This is a genomic window from Stenotrophomonas sp. STEN225 (assembly GCF_056756445.1).
Genome location: NZ_JBRRBV010000013.1, coordinates 1 through 20,222 on the forward strand (window position 1 = coordinate 1; position 20,222 = coordinate 20,222).

Genomic DNA, 20,222 nt, shown 5'->3' on the forward strand with positions numbered 1-20,222 from the left:
CGGGGGGCGGGGGTTTGTGTGGGGGGGGGCGGGGGGGCCCGGGCGGGGGGTGTGGGTTTGGTCGCGGGGGGCCGGCCCCCCCCGCTGCCGCCCTCAATCGACGTGGAAGGCCAGGGTGGCGGCGACCGCCTGCTGCCACCCGGCATACAGCGTCTCGCGCCGTGATGCCGGCATCTGCGGCTCGAAACGGCGGTCCAGTCCCCATTGCGCGGCGATCTGTTCACGGCTTTCCCAGAATCCCACCGCCAGCCCGGCCAGGTAGGCCGCGCCCAGCGCCGTGGTCTCGGTCAGCCGTGGCCGCAGCAGCGGAACGCCGAGAATGTCGGCCTGGAAGCTGGCAAGGAAGTCGTTGCCGATCGCGCCGCCGTCGGCGCGCAGCTCGCTCAGGCCGATGCCAGCATCGGACTGCATGGCATCGAGTACATCGCGGGTCTGGTAAGCCATTGCTTCCAATGCTGCACGCACGAAGTGCGACCTGCTGGTGCCCCGGGTCAGGCCGAACATCGCTCCACGCACGTCGCTGCGCCAGTAAGGCGCACCCAGGCCCACGAACGCCGGCACCAGATAGACGCCAGCGCTGTCGCCGACCTTCGCGGCCAGCGCCTGGCTGTCGCTGGCCCGATCGATCATGCGCAGGCCGTCGCGCAGCCACTGCACCACCGAGCCGGCGATGAAGATCGACCCCTCCAGTGCGTACTCCACGCGCCCGTCCAGGCCCCAGGCGATGGTGGTCAGCAGGCCATTGTGCGAACGCACGGCCTGCGTTCCGGTGTGCATCAGCATGAAGCAGCCGGTGCCGTAGGTGTTCTTCACCATGCCCGGCTGGAAGCAGGCCTGGCCGAACAGCGCGGCCTGCTGGTCGCCAGCGATACCGGCGATCGGAATCGGGTGGTCGAAGAAGAACTGCGGCCGGGTGTGCGCGTACACCGCGCTGGAGTCACGCACCTGCGGCAGCATGGCGCGCGGAATGTCCAGCAGCGCGAGCAGCTCGTCGTCCCAGTCCAGGGTGTGGATGTTGAACAGCAGCGTGCGTGCGGCGTTGCTGTAGTCCGTCACGTGTGCCTGGCCGCCACTGAGATTCCAGACCAGCCAGCTGTCGATGGTGCCGAACAGCAGTTCGCCACGCTCCGCGCGCTGTTGTGCGCCTTCCACGTGATCGAGGATCCAGCGCACCTTGGTGGCCGAGAAGTAGGCATCGATCAGCAGGCCGGTGCGTTCACGGATCAGCGCTTCGTGCCCCTGCGAGCGCAACCGCTCGCAGATGGCCTGGCTTTGCCGGGACTGCCAGACGATGGCGTTGTGGATCGGCTGGCCCGTGGCGCGTTCCCAGACCACGGTGGTCTCGCGCTGGTTGGTGATGCCCAGTGCGGCGATGTGGCGCGGGTCGATCTGTTCGCGGCTGAGCAGCTCGGTCAGCGTGGCGTAGACGCTGGTGAGGATCTCGCGCGGGTCATGTTCCACCCAACCGGGCTGCGGGAAAATCTGGGCGAACTCACGTTGCGCGCTGCCGACGATGTCGCCGGCGTGATCGAACAGGATCGCGCGCGAACTGGTGGTGCCCTGATCGATGGCCAGCACGTAGCGGGGCGTCATGCGGCGTCTCCGGTAGCGATGGGGAAATCCTACTGCATCGGCAGCGACGGGCCATGCCGGGTGTCACCGCGATCGGCCGGGCATGGCCTGGTGCTGCTGTTCCTCCAACCAGTCCTGCAGGCGTGCCACCTGTGCGGTGTCCAGCCGCAGTCCCAGCTTGCTCCGCCGCCACAGTATGTCCTCGGCGGTATGCGCCCATTCGTGATCGCGCAGGAACACGACCTCATGGGCGTGCAGCCCACCGCCGAAGTGTTCGCCGAGATCGTCCATGCCCTGCACCCCGTGCAGCAGCTCGGTGCTGCGGCTGCCATAGGCCTCGGCCCAGCGCCGCGTAGTGTCCTCAGGCAACCACGGTGCGAGTCTCCGCAGGTGAGAGCGTGCCTGCACGGCATCGCCCCAGTCGCTGCCCGGCAGCGGCGTCCCGGCTGCCGTCCATGCCGGCCCCATCTGCGGCAGGTGGGGCCGCAGCAGATCCAGCGCTTCTTCGGCCAGAACGCGGTAGGTGGTCAGCTTCCCCCCCAGCACGTGCACGGCGGGCGCGCCCTGCACCTGCAACTGCAGGCGATAGTCGCGGCTGAGTCGTGCCGCGCGCGGATCCGGGTCGGCCAGCAGCGGGCGCACGCCGGCAAACTGCCAGACCACCTCCGTCGCCGTGATCGGCTGGCGCAGATAGCGGTTGGCCGCCTCGCACAGGTATGTCACTTCCGAAGGCAGCACGTGGCAGCGCGCCGGATCGCCCTGATAGTCGGTGTCGGTGGTACCCACCAGCAGGTGGTCGTGGGTGAAGGGCAGCAGGAATACGACCCGTCCGTCGGGCTGCTGCAGCAGGCAGGCGCTGTCATCGGGCCAGGGCCGGCGCAGCACGATGTGGCTGCCCTGCACCAGGCGCAGGGCCGGTGTGCCGCTGCGCGCCTGCATGCGTTGCAGCAGGCCTCCGGCCCAGGGACCGGCCGCGTTGGCCACGGCATGTGCATGCACCGTCTGCTGCTGTCCCGCTGCATCGACCAGTACCGCCCGCCAGTGGCCCTGCTCGCCGTGCAGTTCGACGCAGCGGGTGCGAACCTGTACACGCGCGCCGCGTTGCGCGGCATCCAGCGCGTTGAGCAATACCAGGCGTGCATCGTCCACCTGCGCGTCGGTATAGCTGAAGGCCTGGTGCAACGATGGCGACAGCCACGTGCCCAACGGGTCGTGTGGCAGGTGCAGTGCGCGCGAAGCCGGAAACGCTGCGCCGCGATGGCCGAGGTGGTCATACAGCCACAGGCCGAGCCGCAGCATCCAGCGTGGCCGCAGGTGGGGTTCCCAGGGCAGCACGAAGCGCAGCGGCCGGACCAGGCAGGGCGCCTGCCTGCGGAGTACATCGCGTTCGCCCAGCGCCTTGCGCACCAGGCCGAACTCGCCCTGTTCCAGGTAGCGCAGCCCGCCATGGACCAGCTTGCTGCTGGCGCTGGAGGTATGTGACGCAAGATCGTGCTGCTCGCAGAGCAGCACGCGCAGGCCGCGGCCTGCGGCGTCGCGTGCGATGCCGGCGCCGTTGATGCCACCTCCGATCACCAGCAGGTCGACATTGTCCATCCCGATCACCGGCCTTCCGTCCTTTGCAGAGTCAAGCCCTGCTCGACGTCCGGAAAAAAGCAGTCGAGCACGACCCGACTCTACACAGAACGCGGGTGACGAAAACGACGACGGGCCCCGAAGGGCCCGTCGCGTACAGACAGTGAAGCAGACGGTGCTTAGAAGCGGGCGCCGATACCCACGCCGACAGTCCACGGATCCAGCTTGGCTTCGCCGATCTTCTCGCCACCAACCTTCACGTCCGGGCGGGCGCGCATGTAGCGGGCATCAGCACGGGCGAACCAGGTGGAGTTGATGTTCATGTCGACGCCGACGGTGCCGATCACGCCCTTGGCATCCTTCAGGCGGATGTCGGAGCTGCTGCCGTCAGCCAGCGATTCGTTGCTGAAGGCCGACTGGAAGTAGCCCACGCCCACGAACGGGCGGAACACGTTGTCGGCCTGGCCGAAGTGGTACTGGCCGCTCAGCGCGACCGGCTGCTGCTCGACGCTGCCCAGGCGGGTGTTGCCCGGACCCTTGACGCGGTGATCGAACTTGTCGGCAGCGCCCCACAGCTCAACGGCCCAGTTGTCGTTGACGTAGTAGCTGAAGCTGACGGTCGGCGCCGGGCCGCCATCGAGCTTCTTGACGCCGGTGATCGGATCATTCTTCGGCTGCAGCAGCGTGACGCCGCCAACCACGGCAAAATGCTTGCCCGAGGCGGTGTCGGTGGTGCTGCTGTCCTGGGCGAAAGCGGCCGGCGCGAAGGCGGCGGAGGTCAGCAGGGCGAGACTCAGGATACGGATGGAGCGCATGGGGGTATCTCCTAATGTTTCTTGTTTTTGGGCCCCCGGTTGCGGGGCGAGCACACCGTAGTCGCCTCAACATGAATCGAATCCGACGCGCGTTAAAAAATAGTTCGCTCTGTTCAGCGATGAGTTCGAAAAGCCTGTTTTCATGGGGTTTTTGCTCTGGAGGAATGTTCATGCAGTTGCACAAACCGTGAGCGCGCCAACGCTCTGCACCGGCCTGCCCGCGCAGGTGAACGCGCGATCGCGCGTGTTGCTGCTTGGTTCGATGCCGGGTGCTGCGTCGCTGCACGCTGGCCAGTACTACGCGCATCCACGCAATCGTTTCTGGCCGCTCATGTCCGATATCTGCGGCTTTGACGCTGGTTTGCCCTATCCGCAACGCATGCGCGCCCTGAACGCCGCCGGTGTCGGGGTGTGGGATGTGATCGGCCGATGCGAGCGCCGGGGCAGCCTGGATGCGGACATCGTGCGTGGCACGGAAGTGGCCAACGCGCTGCCGGAACTGATCGCCCTGCTGCCTGAGCTGCAGCTGATCGGCTGCAATGGTGCTGCGTCGATGCAGGCATTCCAGCGCTGGGTGCTGCCTGTCCTGGGGGAGCCACCGCGTGTGCTGGCGCTGCCCTCGACCAGCCCGGCCAATGCGGCCTGGTCGCTGCAGCGCCTGCGTCAGGCCTGGCAGCCGGTGGCCGATGCACTGGCGACATGAAGCGGACATCGTGCGGACAATACGCTACCCACTGGAGGTGCCTGCGCCCCATGGGCAACAGCGTGTCCCGACTGCGTGCGTACTGAAAACACCTGTAACGGTTGGCGCTGGCCCCCGCTGGCCGCACAATAGACGTTTCCCTACACCAGATTGCCGGAGTTATCCCCATGGCCGAAATCAAGGAAGCACTTGTCCCCGATATCGGTGACTACAGCGATATCCCGGTAATCGAGGTGCTTGTCGCCGTTGGCGATACGGTCAGGAAGGACCAGGGCCTGGTGACGCTGGAAAGCGACAAGGCGACCATGGAAGTGCCGTCTTCGGTGGCCGGTGTGGTCAAGGAGATCAAGGTCAAGGTGGGTGACACCCTGTCCGAGGGCAAGGTCGTGGCGCTGATCGAAGTGGCGGCAGACGAGGCCGCAGCGCCGGCCGCTCCGGCCCCGGCCCCGGCCAAGGCCGCTGCCCCGGCGGCTGCCACCCAGAGCGCCCCGGCCCCGGCGGCTGCCGCGCCGGCCGCCCCGGCTGCCGGTGGCGGTGCGGTTGAAGCCCGGGTGCCGGACATCGGCGATTACACCGACATCCCGGTCATCGAAGTGCTGGTCGCCGTGGGCGACACCGTCAAGAAGGATCAGGGCTTGGTCACGCTGGAAAGCGACAAGGCGACCATGGAAGTGCCGTCCTCGGTGGCCGGTGTGGTCAAGGAACTGAAGGTCAAGGTGGGGGACACCCTGTCGCAGGGCAATGTGGTGGCCATCATCGAAGCCGAGGGTGCTGCTGCGCCGGCGCCGACCCGCGAAGCGGCTGCGGCGGCCCCGGCCGCTGCCGAGACCGCCACCAAGGTCGAGCCGGTCGCTGTGCCCGCCCAGCCGGACAAGCTGGCGGCTCGTGAGATCGCGTCGGCCGGCGCTCCGTCCAGCCCGCCCGTACAGTTCAACGCCGATGGCGTGCTGCCGGCCAAGGTGCCGTATGCCACCCCGGCGGTGCGCGTGTTTGCCCGCGAGCTGGGCGTGGACCTGCTGCAGATCAGCGGTACCGAGAAGGGCGGGCGCATCACCAAGGGTGACGTGCAGAAATTCGTCAAGGCCGCGCTCAGTGGTGGCGTTCCGGCCGCGGGCGGCACCGCTGCCGCCGCAGGCGGTGGGCTGAACCTGCTGCCGTGGCCGAAGGTCGATTTCAGCAAGTTCGGCGAGACCGAAGTGCAGCCGCTGTCGCGCATCAAGAAGATCTCCGGCGCGAACCTGGCCCGCAACTGGGCGATGATTCCGCACGTCACCCAGTTCGACCAGGCCGACATCACCGATCTGGAAGCACTGCGCGTGGCACTGAACAAGGAGAACGAGAAGGCCGGCATCAAGCTGACCATGCTCGCCTTCCTGATCAAGGCCAGCGCCGCGGCGCTGAAGAAGTTCCCGGAGTTCAACGCCTCGCTGGACGCCAGCGGCGAGAACCTGACCCTGAAGAAGTACTTCAACATCGGGTTCGCCGCCGATACGCCGAACGGCCTGGTCGTGCCGGTGATCCGCGACGTCGACAAGAAGGGCGTGGTGCAGATCGCGCAGGAAACCGGCGAGCTGGCCAAGAAGGCGCGCGACGGCAAGCTGGGCCCGGCCGACATGAGTGGCGGCTGCTTCTCGATCAGCTCGCTGGGCGGGATCGGTGGCACCGCGTTCACCCCGATCGTCAATGCCCCGGAAGTGGCCATCCTGGGCGTGTCCAAGTCCTCCATCCAGCCGGTCTGGAATGGCAAGGAATTCGCACCGAAGCTGCTGCTGCCGCTGTCGCTGAGCTACGACCACCGCGTCATCGATGGCGCCCTGGCCGCACGCTTCACCACGTACCTGTCGCAGGTACTGGCCGACATGCGTCGCGTGCTGCTGTAAGGCACCCGCTTCGCCCCCACCGTGTGGCCGTCGCCCTTGGCGCGGCCGCCTGACGAAACGCAGTGACAGCCCGCCGGCCACCCCGGCCGGGCATGAGGAAAACCACCATGGCCACGATTGAAGTCAAGGTTCCCGACATCGGCGATTACAGCGATGTGCCGGTGATCGAAGTGTTGGTCGCCGTCGGCGATACGGTGAAGAAGGACCAGGGCCTGGTGACCCTGGAATCGGACAAGGCCACGCTGGAAGTGCCGTCCTCGGCCGCCGGTGTGGTCAAGGAACTGAAGGTCAAGCTCGGCGATACGCTGTCCGAGGGGGCCGTGGTGGTCCTGCTGGACACCGAAGGAGCCGCCGAGGCCCCGGCCAAGGCGTCCGCACCTGCGCCGGCGGCCGCCGCCCCGGCCAGCAAGCCGCCGGTCACCCCGTCGCATCGTGCCCCGGCCGAACCGGCCGCACCGAAGCCGGCGCTGGCCAGCGGCAAGCCGGCCGACATCGAATGCGAGATGGTCGTGCTGGGCTCCGGCCCGGGCGGCTACACCGCCGCGTTCCGCGCAGCCGATGTCGGCCTGGATACGGTACTGGTCGAGCGCTACGCCAGCCTCGGCGGCGTCTGCCTCAACGTCGGCTGCATTCCGTCCAAGGCACTGCTGCATGCGGCGGCGGTCATCGATGAAGTCGCCCATGCCGGCGATTTCGGCGTGGAGTTCGGCAAGCCGACGATCACGCTGGACAAGCTGCGCCAGTACAAGGAAAAGGTCGTCAACCAGCTGACCAAGGGTCTGGCTGGCATGGCCAAGCAGCGCAAGGTGCGCAACGTGCAGGGTGTCGGCCGGTTCCTGTCGGCCAACGAGCTGGAGATCACCGCCGCTGACGGCAGCACGCAGCTGCTGCGCTTCCAGAAGTGCATCATCGCCGCCGGTTCGCAGGCGGTGAAGCTGCCGAACTTCCCATGGGACGACAAGCGCGTGATGGATTCCACCGACGCGCTGGAGCTGGCCGAAGTGCCGGGTTCGCTGCTGGTTGTCGGTGGCGGCATCATCGGCCTGGAAATGGCGACCGTGTACGGTGCGCTGGGCAGCAAGGTCACCGTGGTCGAATTCATGGACCAGCTGATGCCGGGCGCCGACAAGGACCTGGTCAAGCCGCTGGCCGACCGCCTGAAGAAGCAGGGCATCGACGTTCACCTGAAGACCAAGGCGTCGGGCGTCACCGCCGATGCCAAGGGCATCACCGTGACCTTCGAGGCGGCCGAGGAAGGGCAGTCGCCGGCGCTGGCGCAGGGGACCTTCGACCGCGTGCTGGTCGCCGTGGGTCGTTCGCCGAATGGCAAGAAGATCGATGCCGAGAAGGCTGGCGTGCAGGTCACCGAGCGTGGCTTCATCCCGGTTGACCGGCAGATGCGTACCAACGTGCCGCACATCTTCGCCATTGGTGACATCGTCGGCAACCCGATGCTGGCCCACAAGGCCACGCACGAGGGCAAGCTGGCGGCTGAAGTGGCGGCCGGCCACAAGAAGGAGTGGGTGGCCCGCGTGATTCCGTCGGTGGCCTACACCAATCCGGAGATCGCCTGGGTGGGCGTGACCGAGACCGAGGCCAAGGCCAAGGGCCTGAAGGTCGGCGTGGCCAAGTTCCCGTGGGCGGCCAGTGGCCGCGCGATCGGCATCGGTCGTACCGAGGGCTTCACCAAGCTGATCTTCGATGAAGAGACTCACCGCATCATCGGTGGCGCGATCGTCGGTGTGCATGCCGGTGACCTGCTGGCCGAGATCGGTCTGGCCATCGAGATGGGCGCGGAAGCCGAAGACATCGGCCACACCATCCATGCCCATCCGACGCTGAGTGAATCGGTGGCGATGGCTTCGGAAATCTACGACGGCACGATCACCGATCTGTACATGCCGAAGAAGAAGTAAGGCGCTTGCGCCGGGCCATGCCCGGTGAAACGGAAAGCCCGGCGAAAGCCGGGTTTTTTGTTGGTGGCTTCTGTGGCTTCGGTGACTGTGGTCGCGAGCTTCCGGGCCGCTGCGCGGGTGGCAGGCATTTGGACACATGTCCCCCGTCGCCCGCCTGCGGCGGTCGCCTCCTCCTTTACTGTGTCCAAACGCCTGCCACCCACGCAGCGGCTCGGCGTGCGGACGGTCCAGCCGCAGAGTCACTTCAGCAGACGCGTGGAGGCCTGATACGCGGAGGGAGAGGGGGCTGCATGCGAAGTAAAGGAGGAGGTGACGGCCGCAGGCCGGCGCCGGGGGACATTCGCATGCAGCCTCCTCTCACTCCTGCGCACCCGCGATCCTGCGATTGCGGCATGTGTGATCGCGAGCGTCCGGGCCTCTGCGTGAGCGGCAGGCGCTTGGACAAATGTCCCCCGCCGTCCGCCTGCGGCGGTCGCCTCCTCCTTTACTTTGTCCAAACGCCTGCCACTCGCGCAGCGGCTCGGCGTGCGGAGGGTCCAGCCACAGAGCCACTTCAACAGGCGCGTGGCGGCCTGACACGCGGAGGGAGAGGGGGCTGCGTGCGAAGTAAAGGAGGAGGTGACGGTAGGCCGGCGCCGGGGGACATTCGCATGCAGCCCCTCTCCCTCCAGCGCTCGACCATGCCGCTTTACCCCGGCAGGACAAAGCAGCACAAAAAAACGCGGCCCCCGATGTTCCGGAGGCCGCGCCAGGAGAGAGTGCGATGGAAGGGGCAGGAATCAGAACACGAAGCTGACGCCGGCCACCGGGCCCTTGAATTCCTGCTTCAGACCGATGGTGCCGTCGCTGCCCTTCTTGTCCGCATCCAGCTTGAACCAGTCGTAGCCGGCGAACAGGCCGAAGTTCTTGGTCAGGCGGTAATCGACGATGGCATTGGCGCGGCTCAGGTCACCCTTGTAGTCGTCGAAGCTGCCCCAGCGGGTGTTGAGGTACTGACCCTGCAGGGTGATCATCCACTTCTCGGACGGGGTGAAGCTCAGGCGTGCACCGACCACCGGTGCCACACCGTCGGTCTTCTCGTCCAGGAACTGGCCTTCATACACGGTGCCCAGGTCCGCATAGCCCTTGGTGCTGACCTTGGCGTACTCCGCACCCAGCTGCAGGCCCAGATCGAAGGTGTCGGTGTCGACAACGGAGTAGTCGTAGACCAGGCTGGCCACCTGGTACTTCAGCTCGGCCTTGACGAAGCTGTCAGCCGGCACGTTGACGCCGCCGAAGGAGATGTCCTGGCCCAGCGTCTCGCGCCGGTCCTTGTCGTACTTGAAGTAGTTGAACAGGAAGCGCTGGCGGTCGCTGAGGCGGAACATGCCGTCTACCCGCGGTTCCCATTCCTTGCCGCCGAGCTTGAAATCTTCCGAGAAACCGACGTCCTGGCCGGCGACAGTGGTGTTGCCGCGCAGCGTGTTGTCCGAATCGATGTTCATCGCACCCAGGCGCAGGGCGAAACGGTCATCGCCTTCGGCGGCATGGGCGGCGCTGGCGAACGATGCGCCGGCGGCAAGCAGGGAGAGGGCGAGCAGGGTGGGGACGGAGCGCATCGAAGAGTCCTTGCAGTGGTTCATCAGAATGAAGCCCACTGTGCAGGACGCACTCGTCCACCATGCGTGAACGTATGGTCGATGGCGTGTGCACGGTTCAGCGCTGTCACGACCATGAAAAAGGATGGCCCCGGAGCCGGGCTTCGGGGCCATCGAGGACCTGCGGGGCGAAGCGTCGACGAGGTTGCTGCAGGCAGGTCGGAAGGTCGGACCGGCAAGGTCGCGGAAAGTTCCCAGGCGTGCGACCAAAGTTCAATGCGCTGCACCGCAGCATCATGTGGACGTCATTGTCCCTTGGGCGGCACGCAAAAATGTAACCGTTACCGCAACTTGCGCCCTTCCGGGATGAACAGGCAGCGGTTGTCTCGCAAATTGTCCCATTGCTATAATTTGGCGGCTCGATGAGGCCCCCCTGCTGTAGCCGCCTCAGCCCTCCACTTGCAACCACGCGGGACGTCCTGTGCTGAACTCCGTTGAAGCGGGTCGGCGACTGATGCTGCGCGCCGCGGTCTACCCGCTGGCCGCAGTGGCTGTCCTGGCCCTGGCCTTCCTGCTGGTAGGGCCGAAGTACGCGCTCGGTGCCCTGGCATCCGGCGTGGCGATCTCGGCCGGTGGCTGGGTCGCGGCACGGATGGCGCTGGGCGGGGGTGCCCTGGCTGCGGGGTCGGCAATGGCACGGCTGATCATTGCGATCGTGGCGAAGTGGGTAGTCGTTTTCGGCGTCCTGCTGGTGGGGTTCCTGGTCTTCAAGCTGCCTGCATTGGCGCTGTTGGCCGGTATCGCCGTCGGCTTGATGTTCCAGGTCCTGGCGATGGCCAGGCGTTGACAGAATTCAATTAACTAAGGTTCCGGACACATGGCGGGCGAGGCTCTAACCCCTACCAGCTACATCCAGCATCACCTGCAGAACCTGACCGCACCGGTCGGCAACGGCGACGGGATGTTCTGGCATATCCACGTCGATACCTTCCTCACCGCGGTCCTGATGGGCCTGGTGATCGTGGTCGCCTTCTGGCTGGGCACCCGCAAGGCCACGGCTGGCGTGCCGGGCAAGTGGCAGGCCTTCGTGGAGATCTGCCTGGAGTTCGTCGACCGCCAGGCCAAGGACACCTACCACGGCAAGAGCAAGCTGGTCACGCCGATCGCCATCACGATCTTCTTCTGGATCCTGATGATGAACCTCATCAAGATGATCCCGGCCGACTTCATCGCCAAGCCGCTGGAGCTGGCGGGCATCCATTACTGGAAGCCGGTGCCGACCGCCGACGTCAATGCCACCCTGGGCATGGCCATCAGCGTGTTCTTCCTGATGCTGTTCTTCGCGCTGAAGTCCAAGGGACTGGGCGGCTTCATCAAGGAGTTCCTGACGGCTCCGTTCGGCAAGTGGATGATGCCGTTCAACCTGATCCTCAACATCGTCGAGTGGCTGAGCAAGCCGATCTCCCTGGCGATGCGACTGTTCGGCAACATGTTCGGCGGCGAAATCGTGTTCCTGCTGATCTGGGTGCTGGGTGGTGCCGGTTTCTTCGGCGCCATTGCCGGTGGTGCGTTCGGCCTCGGCTGGATGCTGTTCCACCTGCTGGTGATCCCGCTGCAGGCCTTCATCTTCATGATGCTGTCGATCGTGTACCTGAGCCTGTCGGAAGACGCTCACTGAGTTTCAAGCTTCAACGCGTTTCAACCTTCATCCGTTTCATCACCCTTAGCAACTTAAGTTCCTGGAGATAACCATGTACTTCGCCGTCCTGACCAACTTCGCGCAGATTCAGAGCTCCACCGCCCTCGCCGTCGGCATCATGATCGGCCTGGCCGCGCTGGGCGCCGGTCTGGGTCTGGCCATCATGGCTGGTAAGTTCCTGGAGTCGGCCGCCCGCCAGCCGGAACTGATCCCGGTCCTGCAGGTCCGCATGTTCATCACCGCCGGCCTGATCGACGCCGCGTTCATCATCTCGGTCGCCGTCGGCCTGCTGCTGGCCTTCGCCAACCCGCTGTCGGCCGCCTTCGCCGGTGCCGTCACCAAGGCTCTGGCCGGCTGATACAGCGGTTTGAGACGACCGGGTGCTGATGCACCCGGTTTCGGATGAAGGCCGGATGCGCCGCCCCGGCGGCGCGTCCACCCCGAAACCAGCGATCGAGCTAACCATGAATATCAATTTCACCCTTCTTGCGCAGGCGCTCGCCTTCGCTGGTCTGATCTGGATCATCGCGACCAAGATCTGGCCGCCGCTGATGAACGCGATCGAAGAGCGCCAGCAGAAGATTGCTGAAGGCCTCGCTGCTGCCGACCGCAGCCAGAAAGATCTGGCCCAGGCGCAGGAGAAGGTCAACGAAGCGCTGAAGGAAGCCCGCACCAAGGCCAACGAGATCATCGACCAGGCCCACGCGCGCGCCAACCAGATCGTCGACGCAGCCCGTACCGAAGCGATCACCGAAGCCACCCGTCAGAAGGAACTGGCCCAGGCTGAGATCGACGCCGCCGCCAACCGTGCCCGTGAAGATCTGCGCAAGCAGGTGTCCGCGCTGGCCGTGACCGGTGCCGAAAAGCTGCTCAAGCGCGAAATCGACGCCAACGCCCACAAGGCGCTGCTCGACGAGCTGGCCTCGGAGATCTAAGGATGAGCCAGGCCCTCACGCTTGCCCGCCCGTACGCCCGCGCCGCGTTCGCGACCGCGCGCGACGAAGGCGCGTTCGCGCCGTGGTCGGACGCCCTGGCGTTCTCCGCCCACGTCGCCGCCGACCCGCGCGTGGCGGCCCTGCTCGCCAACCCGGAGCTCGGTCGTGACGACGCTGTCGCCCTGCTGGCGCCGGCGACCCACGGCGAAAGCTTCTCGCGCTTCCTGGCCATCCTGGCCGAATCGCATCGTCTGCCGCTGCTGCCGGAGATCTCCGGCATGTTCGACGCCCTGCGCGCCGAAGCCGAGCACGTGGTCAAGGCTACCGTGACCTCGGCCGCCGAACTGTCGGCCGGCGAGCTGGACGCGATCAAGGTCGCGCTGCGCAAGCGCTTCAACCGCGAGGTCGATGTGACCACTGCGGTCGATGCCTCGCTGATCGGCGGCGCCGTGATCGACGCCGGCGACGTGGTCATCGATGGTTCGCTGAAGGGCAAGCTGGCCCGCCTGCAGACCGCGCTCGCTAACTGAATTCATTTAACGTCCGGCCCCGCTGCCGGCACTAGGACTTGACGATGGCAACCACGCTCAACCCCTCCGAAATCAGCGAACTGATCAAGAACCGCATCGAGAAGGTCAAGCTGGCCGCGGAATCGCGCAACGAAGGCACCGTGACCAGCGTGTCCGACGGCATCGTGCGCATCTTCGGTCTGGCCGACGTGATGCAGGGCGAAATGATCGAACTGCCGAACAACACCTTCGCCCTGGCCCTGAACCTGGAGCGCGACTCGGTCGGCGCCGTGGTCCTGGGTGACTACGAGCACCTGCGCGAAGGCGACGTCGCCAAGACCACCGGCCGCATCCTGGAAGTGCCGGTCGGTCCGGAACTGCTGGGCCGCGTCGTCAACGCGCTCGGCGAGCCGATCGACGGCAAGGGCCCGCTGGGCACCGACGTGACCGCTCCGGTGGAGCGTGTTGCTCCGGGCGTGATCTGGCGCAAATCGGTCGACCAGCCGGTGCAGACCGGTTACAAGTCGGTCGACTCGATGATCCCGATCGGCCGTGGCCAGCGCGAGCTGATCATCGGTGACCGCCAGACCGGCAAGACCGCCATGGCGATCGACGCGGTGATCAACCAGAAGGGCACCGGCATCAAGTGCGTGTACGTTGCGATCGGCCAGAAGGCATCGACCATCGCCAACATCGTGCGCAAGCTGGAAGAGAACGGCGCCCTGGCCCACACCATCGTCGTGGCCGCCACCGCGTCCGAATCGGCTGCGATGCAGTACATCAGCGCCTACTCGGGCTGCACCATGGGCGAGTACTTCATGGACCGCGGCGAAGACGCGCTGATCGTGTACGACGATCTGTCCAAGCAGGCCGTTGCCTACCGCCAGATCTCGCTGCTGCTGAAGCGCCCGCCGGGCCGTGAAGCCTACCCGGGCGACGTGTTCTACCTGCACTCGCGCCTGCTGGAACGCGCTGCCCGCGTGTCCGAGGAGTACGTCGAGAAGTTCACCGAGGGCAAGGTCACCGGCAAGACCGGTTCGCTGACCGCGCTGCCGATCATCGAAACCCAGGCCGGCGACGTGTCCGCCTTCGTTCCGACCAACGTGATCTCGATCACCGACGGCCAGATCTTCCTGGAAACCGACCTGTTCAACGCCGGCATCCGCCCGGCCGTGAACGCCGGTATCTCGGTGTCGCGCGTCGGTGGTTCGGCGCAGACCAAGATCATCAAGAAGCTGTCGGGCGGCATCCGCATCTCGCTGGCCCAGTACCGTGAGCTGGCTGCGTTCGCGCAGTTCGCTTCGGATCTGGACGAAGCCACCCGCAAGCAGCTGGAACGTGGCCAGCGCGTCACCGAGCTGATGAAGCAGAAGCAGTACGCGCCGATGTCGATCGCCAACCAGGCGCTGTCGATCTACGCCGTCAACGAGGGTTACCTCGACGACGTGCCGGTCAACAAGCTGCTGGCGTTCGAAGAGGGCCTGCACGCCCACTTCGCCAACACCCAGGGCGAGCTGATCAACAAGGTCAACGCCACCGGCGGCTGGGACAACGATATCGAAGGTGCCTTCAAGAAGGGCATCGCCGACTTCAAGACCACCGGCAGCTGGTAACAGCGCATGGGGAACGGGGCCAGGCCCCGTTCCACCGTTGAACAACGCGGGGCATCAGCCCCGCGCCACGGGAAACAAGAGATGGCAAGCGGACGCGAAATCAAAACCAAGATCAAGAGCGTGCAGAACACCCGCAAGGTGACGCGCGCCCTGGAGATGGTCTCGGCCTCCAAGATCCGCAAGGCGCAGGATCGGATGAAGACCTCGCGTCCGTACGCGCAGGCGATGAAGCAGGTGATCGGCCACCTGGCGCAGGCCAGCACCGATTACCAGCATCCGTTCCTGGTCGAGCGCGAGCAGGTCAAGCGGGTCGGTTTCATCGTGATCTCCTCCGATCGCGGCCTGGCCGGCGGCCTGAACAACAACCTGTTCCGCAAGATGCTGGGCGAAGCCAAGGCATGGCAGGACAAGGGTGCGGAAGTGGATCTGGTGACCATCGGCCAGAAGGCATCGACCTTCTTCCGCCGCGTCAAGGTCAACATGGTCGGCAGCGTGACCCACATCGGCGACGTGCCGAAGCTGGAATCGCTGATCGGTGTGATCAAGGTCATGCTCGACGCCTTCACTGAAGGCAAGGTCGACCGCGTGTACCTGGTCTACAACCGCTTCGTGAACACCATGACGCAGAAGGCCAGCTTCGATCAGCTGCTGCCGCTGCCGGCGGCCGAGAAGCAGGTCGCGCACCACGACTGGGATTACCTGTACGAACCCGATGCCGCGACCGTGCTCGAGCACGTGATGACGCGTTACATCGAGTCGCTGGTGTACCAGGCATTGCTGGAAAACGTCGCCTCCGAACATGCCGCACGCATGGTCGCGATGAAGGCGGCGAGCGACAACGCCAACAAGCTGATCGGTACGCTGCAGCTCGTCTACAACAAGGCGCGCCAGGCAGCGATCACCCAGGAAATCTCCGAAATCGTCGGCGGCGCGGCAGCAGTCTGACCGCGTTCGTTCAAAGCACACATTTAGAGGATGCAGCAATGAGTCAGGGCAAGATCGTTCAGATCATCGGCGCGGTCGTCGACGTCGAATTCCCGCGTGAGTCGGTGCCGAAGGTGTACGACGCACTGAAGGTCGACAACACCGAAATCACCCTTGAAGTCCAGCAGCAGCTGGGCGACGGCGTGGTGCGTACCATCGCCCTCGGTTCCACCGATGGCCTGAAGCGCAACCTGGTCGCCACCAACACCGGTCGTGGCATCTCGGTGCCGGTCGGCGCCGGCACCCTGGGCCGCATCATGGACGTGCTGGGCCGTCCGATCGACGAAGCCGGCCCGGTCGCTGCCAGCGACAACTGGGAAATCCACCGTGCGGCACCGTCGTACGAAGACCAGTCCCCGGCCACCGAGCTGCTGGAAACCGGCATCAAGGTCATCGACCTGATGTGCCCGTTCGCCAAGGGCGGCAAGGTCGGCCTGTTCGGCGGCGCCGGCGTCGGCAAGACCGTCAACATGATGGAACTGATCAACAACATCGCCAAGGCGCACAGCGGTCTGTCCGTGTTCGCCGGTGTGGGTGAGCGTACCCGTGAGGGCAACGACTTCTACCACGAAATGAAGGACTCCAACGTCCTCGACAAGGTGGCGATGGTGTACGGCCAGATGAACGAGCCGCCGGGCAACCGCCTGCGCGTCGCGCTGACCGGCCTGACCATGGCCGAGTACTTCCGCGACGAGAAGGACGAGAACGGCAAGGGCAAGGACGTGCTGCTGTTCGTCGACAACATCTACCGCTACACCCTGGCCGGTACCGAAGTGTCGGCACTGCTGGGTCGTATGCCGTCCGCCGTGGGTTACCAGCCGACCCTGGCCGAGGAAATGGGCGTCCTGCAGGAGCGCATCACCTCGACCAAGAACGGTTCGATCACCTCGATCCAGGCCGTCTACGTTCCCGCGGACGACCTGACCGACCCGTCGCCGGCGACCACCTTCGCCCACCTGGACTCGACCGTGACCCTGTCGCGTTCGATCGCCTCGCTGGGTATCTACCCGGCCGTCGATCCGCTGGACTCCACCAGCCGCCAGATGGACCCGCTGGTCATCGGCCACGAGCACTACGACACCGCCCAGCGCGTCCAGCAGACCCTGCAGAAGTACAAGGAACTGAAGGACATCATCGCCATCCTGGGCATGGACGAACTGTCCGAAGAAGACAAGCAGGCCGTGTCGCGCGCCCGCAAGATCGAGCGCTTCTTCAGCCAGCCGTTCCATGTGGCCGAAGTGTTCACCGGTTCGCCGGGCAAGTACGTGCCGCTGAAGGACACCATCCGTGGCTTCAAGGCCATCGTCGATGGCGAGTACGACCACCTGCCGGAGCAGGCGTTCTACATGGTCGGCGGCATCGAAGAAGCGGTCGAGAAGGCCAAGAAGATGGCCGAGAAGGCCTGATCCGGGAGGGGCGGGAGCGATCCTGCCCGACCTGACGCCGGCGCCGGGCAGCCGCCCGGGCCGGTGGACCTCCACGGTGGCATCGCGCCACCGCGAACAGCGAAGAGATTTGCATGAGCACGATCCGTTGCGACATCGTCAGCGCCGAGCAGGAAATCTTCCGTGGCGAAGCGACCCTGGTCGTGGCCACCGGTGAGCTGGGCGAACTGGGCATCGCGCCCAAGCACGCACCGCTGATCACCCGCCTGAAGCCGGGCAAGGTGGTGGTGACCACGCCGAACGGCGAGCAGCTGGATTTCGCCATTTCCGGCGGCATCCTGGAGGTTCAGCCGCAGGTGGTGACCGTGCTGGCCGACACCGCGATCCGCGCGCAGGACATCGACGAAGCCTCGGTCCGCAAGGCCAAGGAAGAAGCCGAGCGCATCCTGGCCAACCGTGGTGAAGCCATGGAAGTGGCCGAAGCCCAGCAGAAGCTGGCCGAAGCCGTGGTCCAGTTGCAGGCGCTGGAGCGCCTGCGCAAGAACCTCAAGCACTGAGGCTCGCCACACCCACAGGAACGCCGGCCTCGTGCCGGCGTTTTTGTTTGTGCGCCATCACCGCCGGTCAGCGGTAGACCACGTGGCGCATCAGCAGGAACGACACCGCCGCCAGTCCGCCCTCGACCAGCGGCTTGGCCAGCCACGCGTAGCGCAGGCCCAGAGCCTGGTCGACCAGGCTGACCAGCAGCGTGCTGGCCGCCGTCAGCAGCAGCCACAGCGCGCAGAAGCGCGCAAAGCGCTTCCAGCCCAGCTTGTGCGTGCCCGGCTCGGCGAACGTGTAGCGACCGTTGAGCCAGAAGCCCAGCAGCATCCCCGCCAGCCGGCCCGTGACGTTGGCCGGTGCAACCGGCAACCCCAGTGCGGTGGCCGCCACGAAGACCACCCAGTCGACCAGCAGCTGCACGAGCCCGATGACGAGGTAGGTGCTTCCCTGGCGGATGAGGCTCATCGGCATGCTGAAGAAGGAGGGGCATCCATGTTAACGGGCCACGCTCTAGAATCGGTGTCATCGAACCACGGATTCCCCCCATGACCCAACCCCTGCACGTGATCATCCTGGCCGCAGGTGCCGGCAAGCGCATGAAGTCGGTGCTGCCGAAGGTGCTGCAGCCGATCGCCGGGCAGCCGATGCTCGCGCATGTCATCGCTGCCGCCCGCGAGCTGGACCCCGCTGCGATCCACGTGGTGTACGGCCATGGTGGCGAGGCAGTGCGGCGCCACTTCGCCGACCAGACCGACCTGCAATGGGCCGAGCAGGCACAGCAGCTGGGGACCGGCCACGCGGTCGCGCAGGCGATGCCGCAGGTGCCCGACGCCGCGCAGGTGCTGGTGCTGTACGGCGATGTGCCGTTGATCCGCGCGCAGACGCTGCGCGACCTGCTGGCGCAGCCGGGCCGGCTGGCCGTGCTTGTGGCCGATGTCGATGACCCGACCGGTTATGGCCGCGTGCTGCGCGACGCCGAGGGCCGGGTCGGCGCCATCGTCGAACAGAAGGACGCCAGCGATGACCAGCTGCGCGTGCGCACGATCAATACCGGCATCATCACCGCCGAATCGACCGCGCTGCGCCGGTGGCTCTCGCAGCTGTCCAACAGCAACGCGCAGGGCGAGTACTACCTGACCGACGTATTTGCCTTTGCAGCCCGTGAGTTCACCCCGGCCGAGATGGCACTGGTGGCCGACGTGCAGGAAGCAGAAGGGGCGAACGATCCCTGGCAGCTGGCGCAGCTCGAGCGCGCGTGGCAGCGCCGCGCAGTACGTGCGCTGTGCGCGCAGGGCGCGCGCGTGCTGGACCCGTCACGGCTGGATATCCGCGGCAGCGTGACGGTCGGCAGCGATGTGCTCATCGATGTCGATGTCATTCTCGAGGGCAATGTGGTGCTGGGAGATGGCGTGACCATCGGCCCGTTCAATCGACTCAAGGACGTGACGCTCGGGCCGGGCACCGAAGTGCGCGCGCACTGCGACCTGGAAGGCGTGGTCACCGAAGGTGCCGCATCGGTCGGTCCGTTCGCCCGGTTGCGCCCGGGCACCGTGCTCGCCGATGGCGTCCACGTAGGCAACTTCGTGGAGACCAAGAAAGTGACCCTCGGCGTGGGCAGCAAGGCCAACCACCTGACCTATCTGGGCGATGCGGTGATCGGCAGCAAGGTGAACATCGGCGCCGGCACCATCACCTGCAACTACGACGGCGTGAACAAGTCGACCACGACCATCGGCGACAATGCCTTCATCGGTTCCAACAGCTCGCTGGTGGCGCCGGTGCTGATCGGCGAGGGCGCCACCATCGCCGCCGGTTCGGTCATCACCCGCACCGCGCCGGACGGCAAGCTGACGCTGGCACGCGCACGGCAGGAAACCATCGATGGCTGGAAGCGGCCGGTCAAGAAATCCTGAGCCACGGGTTCCGCATGCCGACGAGCTCGGCGTGCTGCCGGCGATCGAACAGCGTGCCGGCGAACTGCTGAAGGGCCACGAAGCCTATCCGGTGTTCGCCGGCCACGGCCTGGATCTGCAGGCGCTGCGGGACGGCCTCCGGCGCGGCCAGCTGTGGGTGGTGGATGACGCCGACGGCGGCGGCATCGCCGGTTACCTGCTGGCAGGCGGGCTGTGCGGCGAATTCCATGTGCTGCAGATGGATGTGGACCCGACGCATGCGCGTCGTGGCCATGGTCGTGCTTTGCTGCGGCACGCGTTGGCATTGGCCAGGACCCAGGGCTATCGCTCTGCGGTGCTGACCACGCTGGCAGACGTGCCGTGGAATGCGCCGTTCTATGCCGGCGAGGGATTCGTGGGGCTTGCGCAGGAGGAATGGGGTGACGGGCTGCAGGCCGTGATGGCGGAGGAAGCCGCATTGGGGTTTCCGATGCATCTACGGGTGGCGATGCGGCGTGTCCTGTCTTCGATGGATGGCTGAAGGTCGTTCCGGCGTGCCTTCGCCAATGATGTCGGGCAGCGCCGGGTCATGCCCGGCGGGCGGAGCGGCCGCTTCCGCTTCCC

The 20,222-nt window shown here is 66.0% G+C and carries 19 protein-coding genes; 14 read left to right on the forward strand and 5 right to left on the reverse strand.

What is annotated here, in order from left to right; genetic code table 11:
* Window positions 1-93 precede the first annotated feature (93 nt).
* The 3 genes from glpK to ACVOJ1_RS13370 form a co-directional block, all read right to left on the reverse strand.
* Entirely contained in the window at window positions 94-1,593 is a 1,500-nt protein-coding gene (gene glpK, locus ACVOJ1_RS13360; protein WP_277381102.1) for a glycerol kinase GlpK, read from the reverse strand.
* Between the two features lie 63 nt (window positions 1,594-1,656).
* On the reverse strand, window positions 1,657-3,168 hold the full coding sequence (gene glpD / locus ACVOJ1_RS13365; protein WP_111186221.1) for a glycerol-3-phosphate dehydrogenase: 1,512 nt from the start codon (window positions 3,166-3,168) through the stop codon (window positions 1,657-1,659).
* Between the two features lie 158 nt (window positions 3,169-3,326).
* The gene (locus tag ACVOJ1_RS13370; protein ID WP_053520322.1) at window positions 3,327-3,962 is read right to left on the reverse strand and encodes an OmpW/AlkL family protein; all 636 of its coding nucleotides are present in this window, start codon (window positions 3,960-3,962) and stop codon (window positions 3,327-3,329) included.
* Window positions 3,963-4,149: 187 nt separating this feature from the next.
* Here ACVOJ1_RS13370 and ACVOJ1_RS13375 point away from each other — a divergent pair, with 187 nt between their 5' ends.
* From ACVOJ1_RS13375 to lpdA, 3 genes are all read left to right on the forward strand, one after another.
* Window positions 4,150-4,665 (forward strand): DNA-deoxyinosine glycosylase, encoded by a 516-nt coding sequence (locus tag ACVOJ1_RS13375; RefSeq protein ID WP_253120377.1) that lies wholly within the window; start codon window positions 4,150-4,152, stop codon window positions 4,663-4,665.
* Window positions 4,666-4,832: 167 nt separating this feature from the next.
* Window positions 4,833-6,545, forward strand: coding sequence for a dihydrolipoyllysine-residue acetyltransferase (gene aceF / locus ACVOJ1_RS13380; protein ID WP_193396447.1), 1,713 nt, complete (start codon window positions 4,833-4,835; stop codon window positions 6,543-6,545).
* 107 nt (window positions 6,546-6,652) lie between these two features.
* Window positions 6,653-8,461, forward strand: a complete 1,809-nt coding sequence (gene lpdA / locus ACVOJ1_RS13385; protein WP_111186219.1) for a dihydrolipoyl dehydrogenase — start codon at window positions 6,653-6,655, stop codon at window positions 8,459-8,461.
* A 779-nt stretch (window positions 8,462-9,240) separates the two neighbouring features.
* Here lpdA and ACVOJ1_RS13390 read toward each other — a convergent pair.
* Window positions 9,241-10,059, reverse strand: coding sequence for a hypothetical protein (locus tag ACVOJ1_RS13390; protein ID WP_053518741.1), 819 nt, complete (start codon window positions 10,057-10,059; stop codon window positions 9,241-9,243).
* 460 nt (window positions 10,060-10,519) lie between these two features.
* Between ACVOJ1_RS13390 and ACVOJ1_RS13395 the strand changes: the two genes are divergently transcribed.
* From ACVOJ1_RS13395 to ACVOJ1_RS13435, 9 genes are all read left to right on the forward strand, one after another.
* Complete coding sequence (locus ACVOJ1_RS13395; RefSeq protein ID WP_180876808.1) at window positions 10,520-10,885, forward strand: hypothetical protein; 366 nt, start codon at window positions 10,520-10,522, stop codon at window positions 10,883-10,885.
* Between the two features lie 30 nt (window positions 10,886-10,915).
* Window positions 10,916-11,716 (forward strand): F0F1 ATP synthase subunit A, encoded by an 801-nt coding sequence (gene atpB / locus ACVOJ1_RS13400; RefSeq protein ID WP_053518739.1) that lies wholly within the window; start codon window positions 10,916-10,918, stop codon window positions 11,714-11,716.
* A 73-nt stretch (window positions 11,717-11,789) separates the two neighbouring features.
* Entirely contained in the window at window positions 11,790-12,095 is a 306-nt protein-coding gene (gene atpE, locus ACVOJ1_RS13405; RefSeq protein ID WP_005411133.1) for a F0F1 ATP synthase subunit C, read from the forward strand.
* Window positions 12,096-12,201: 106 nt separating this feature from the next.
* Window positions 12,202-12,672, forward strand: a complete 471-nt coding sequence (locus ACVOJ1_RS13410; protein WP_053518738.1) for a F0F1 ATP synthase subunit B — start codon at window positions 12,202-12,204, stop codon at window positions 12,670-12,672.
* Between the two features lie 2 nt (window positions 12,673-12,674).
* A complete protein-coding gene (locus ACVOJ1_RS13415) occupies window positions 12,675-13,202 on the forward strand; it encodes a F0F1 ATP synthase subunit delta (protein ID WP_053518737.1) in 528 nt (175 codons plus the stop codon).
* A 44-nt stretch (window positions 13,203-13,246) separates the two neighbouring features.
* Complete coding sequence (gene atpA, locus ACVOJ1_RS13420) at window positions 13,247-14,794, forward strand: F0F1 ATP synthase subunit alpha (RefSeq protein ID WP_053518735.1); 1,548 nt, start codon at window positions 13,247-13,249, stop codon at window positions 14,792-14,794.
* A gap of 81 nt (window positions 14,795-14,875) precedes the next feature.
* Window positions 14,876-15,739, forward strand: a complete 864-nt coding sequence (gene atpG / locus ACVOJ1_RS13425; protein WP_053518734.1) for a F0F1 ATP synthase subunit gamma — start codon at window positions 14,876-14,878, stop codon at window positions 15,737-15,739.
* Between the two features lie 38 nt (window positions 15,740-15,777).
* Window positions 15,778-17,184, forward strand: a complete 1,407-nt coding sequence (gene atpD, locus ACVOJ1_RS13430; RefSeq protein ID WP_049429233.1) for a F0F1 ATP synthase subunit beta — start codon at window positions 15,778-15,780, stop codon at window positions 17,182-17,184.
* Between the two features lie 113 nt (window positions 17,185-17,297).
* A complete protein-coding gene (locus ACVOJ1_RS13435) occupies window positions 17,298-17,720 on the forward strand; it encodes a F0F1 ATP synthase subunit epsilon (protein ID WP_005419509.1) in 423 nt (140 codons plus the stop codon).
* A 67-nt stretch (window positions 17,721-17,787) separates the two neighbouring features.
* Here ACVOJ1_RS13435 and ACVOJ1_RS13440 read toward each other — a convergent pair whose 3' ends face one another.
* Complete coding sequence (locus ACVOJ1_RS13440; protein ID WP_053518733.1) at window positions 17,788-18,171, reverse strand: GtrA family protein; 384 nt, start codon at window positions 18,169-18,171, stop codon at window positions 17,788-17,790.
* Window positions 18,172-18,251: 80 nt separating this feature from the next.
* On the opposite strand from ACVOJ1_RS13440, the gene glmU reads away from it, so the two are divergent.
* Together glmU and ACVOJ1_RS13450 are read left to right on the forward strand one after the other, a co-directional pair.
* Window positions 18,252-19,619 carry a bifunctional UDP-N-acetylglucosamine diphosphorylase/glucosamine-1-phosphate N-acetyltransferase GlmU gene (gene glmU, locus ACVOJ1_RS13445; RefSeq protein ID WP_180876810.1) on the forward strand — a complete coding sequence of 456 codons (1,368 nt, stop codon included), beginning with the start codon at window positions 18,252-18,254 and terminating at the stop codon, window positions 19,617-19,619.
* Window positions 19,588-20,139 carry a GNAT family N-acetyltransferase gene (locus ACVOJ1_RS13450; RefSeq protein WP_193396448.1) on the forward strand — a complete coding sequence of 184 codons (552 nt, stop codon included), beginning with the start codon at window positions 19,588-19,590 and terminating at the stop codon, window positions 20,137-20,139. Before glmU ends, ACVOJ1_RS13450 begins: the two co-directional genes overlap by 32 nt.
* The last annotated feature ends 83 nt before the right edge of the window (window positions 20,140-20,222 follow it).